The organism is Streptomyces atriruber, from assembly GCF_001418325.1.
Classification (GTDB): domain Bacteria; phylum Actinomycetota; class Actinomycetes; order Streptomycetales; family Streptomycetaceae; genus Streptomyces; species Streptomyces atriruber.
Genome location: NZ_LIPN01000645.1, coordinates 1 through 2,192, shown reverse-complemented (window position 1 = coordinate 2,192; position 2,192 = coordinate 1). Strand labels below are relative to the sequence as shown.

At 73.3% G+C, this 2,192-nt stretch carries 3 protein-coding genes; all 3 read right to left on the bottom strand.

What is annotated here, in order from left to right; translation table 11 throughout:
- The coding region (locus AOK03_RS39640; protein WP_167355705.1) for a protein kinase domain-containing protein at window positions 1-1,027 on the bottom strand (1,027 nt) is incomplete at its 3' end.
- A 101-nt stretch (window positions 1,028-1,128) separates the two neighbouring features.
- Window positions 1,129-1,923, bottom strand: coding sequence for a thiazole synthase (locus AOK03_RS39635; RefSeq protein WP_055570175.1), 795 nt, complete (start codon window positions 1,921-1,923; stop codon window positions 1,129-1,131).
- A gap of 6 nt (window positions 1,924-1,929) precedes the next feature.
- Complete coding sequence (gene thiS, locus AOK03_RS39630; RefSeq protein WP_055570174.1) at window positions 1,930-2,142, bottom strand: sulfur carrier protein ThiS; 213 nt, start codon at window positions 2,140-2,142, stop codon at window positions 1,930-1,932.
- Window positions 2,143-2,192: the final 50 nt, after the last annotated feature.

The window sequence follows — 2,192 nt, the reverse complement described above, 5'->3', positions numbered from 1 at the left end:
GGCCGGGCGGCGGGGTAGCCAGGATGCTGGTGCGGTTCAGCGCGTCCTGGCTGCCCTGCTCGCCCTCGGCGGGCAGCGGGAGCTGGACGGCGCGCGCCGCGCGCGGGATCACGCTCGTGCGGTCCTCGGAGCCGTCCTGCGCCGCCGCGTGCGCCTGCGGCGGCACCGCGTCGAGCTGCTCCTCGCTCAGGGCGGCCCGCGCCTCCCTGAGCTGGGCGAGGAGCGCCACCGCGTCGTACGGACGGATGTCGGGGATGCGCGCCGTGGCGGAGGCGACCAGCTCGTCGAGGGCGAAGGCGAGCCCGGGGACGGCCGCCGACGGGGGCGGCACGTCTTCGTTGAGGTGCTGGTAGAGGACCTGGGCGGGGGAGTCCCCGGAGTGCGGCTTGGCGCCGGTCAGCATTTCGTAGAGCACGACCCCGCAGGCGTACACGTCCACGCGGGTGTCCGCGGTGCCGTGCTCGATCTGCTCGGGGGCGAGGTAGGAGACGGTGCCGAGGACGGTGCCCGTCGTGTTCGTCACGGTGTCCACCGCGCGGACCAGCCCGAAGTCGGCGACCTTCACCCGGCCGTCGTCCCCTATCAGGACGTTCTCCGGCTTCATGTCGCGGTGCACGAAGCCGGCACGGTGCGCGGCGCCGAGCGCCGCGAGGACCGGCTCCAGGATGTCGAGCGCGGCGCGCGGCTGCAGGGCCCCGCGCTCGCGCAGGACGTCGCGCAGGGTGCAGCCCGCGATGTACTCCATCGCGAGATAGACGTACGACCCGTCCGTGCCCTGGTCGAAGACGCCGACCACGTTCGGATGCGAGAGGCGGGCCACCGACTTGGCCTCGCGGATGAAACGGTCGACGAAGGAGGCGTCGGCCGCCAGCGTCGGGTGCATCACCTTGAGCGCGAGCACGCGGTCGAGGCGGGTGTCCACGGCCCGGTAGACCGTGGCCATCCCGCCGACCGCGATGCGTCCCTCGATGCGGTAACGGCTGTCGAGCAGCTGCCCGACGAGCGGGTCCTGAAGGGTCGTGTCCACGCAGGGGAGTCTACGAGCCGACGCCGACACCTCGGCCCGGGCGGGCGTCCTCACGGCTGGACTGCAGCCGAGCTGTAACAGGCGGAGCCCTCCGGGGGTACTCAGAACGCGGGGCGCTCCGGGTCGAGGCGGGCCATGCCCTCGACGGGCGAGGACGCCTCGGCGAAGTGCCGTCGCGGGATCCGCCCCGCCCGGTGCGCGAGCCGCCCGGCCTCCACGCCGTGCCGCATGGCCTCGGCCATCAGGACCGGCTCCTGCGCCCGCGTCACCGCGGAGGCGAGCATCACGCCCGCGCACCCCAGCTCCATCGCGATCGCCGCGTCGGAGGCCGTGCCCGCGCCCGCGTCGAGGATCACCGGCACGCGCGCGTGCTCCACGATCAGCTGGAAGTTGTGCGGATTGCGGATGCCGAGCCCGGAGCCGATGGGCGAGCCGAGCGGCATGATCGCCGCACAGCCCACGTCCTCCAGCTTCCGCGCGAGCACCGGGTCGTCGTTCGTGTACGGCAGGACCGTGAAGCCGTCGTCCACCAGGGTCTCGGCCGCGTCCAGGGTCTCGACCGGATCGGGCAGCAGGGTGCGCTCGTCGGCGATCACCTCCAGTTTCACCAGGTCCGTGCCGAGCGCCTCGCGGGCGAGCCGGGCGGTGAGGACGGCCTCGCCCGCCGTGAAACAGCCCGCGGTGTTGGGCAGGACGCGGATGCCGAGCCGGTCGAGGACGGAGAGCACGGAGCCCTGGACGCCCGGGTCGAGCCGGCGCATCGCGACGGTGGTCAGCTCCGTGCCGGACGCGACGAGGGACCGCTCCAGGACGTCGAGGCTGGGCGCCCCGCCCGTGCCCATGATCAGGCGCGAGGAGAAGGTCAGCCCGCCGATGACGAAGGGGTCGTCTGCCATGGTGGTTCAGCCTCCCTGGACGGCGGTGAGTACTTCGACGCGGTCACCCGCGGAGAGGGCCGTGGTGGGCCACTGCGCGCGCGGGACGACGGTTTCGTTGAGGGCGGCGGCGACACCGGAGTGCGCCGAGGAGAGGGTGGCCACGAGGGCGTCGAGCGTGGTGCCCGAGGCCACATCGCGTTCTTCTCCATTGACGGAAACGGCGAAAGGCGTGCTCATGCGTGCTGCTCCGTGGCGTGCTGGGGGCGGGGCGGGACGAGGGTTTCGGG

Excerpts from the sequence above, each read along its gene's own strand:
- AOK03_RS39635 (WP_055570175.1), bottom strand. The coding sequence starts at position 1,923 with ATGGCAGACGACCCCTTCGTCATCGGCGGGCTGACCTTCTCCTCGCGC.
- thiS (WP_055570174.1), bottom strand. The coding sequence starts at position 2,142 with ATGAGCACGCCTTTCGCCGTTTCCGTCAATGGAGAAGAACGCGATGTG.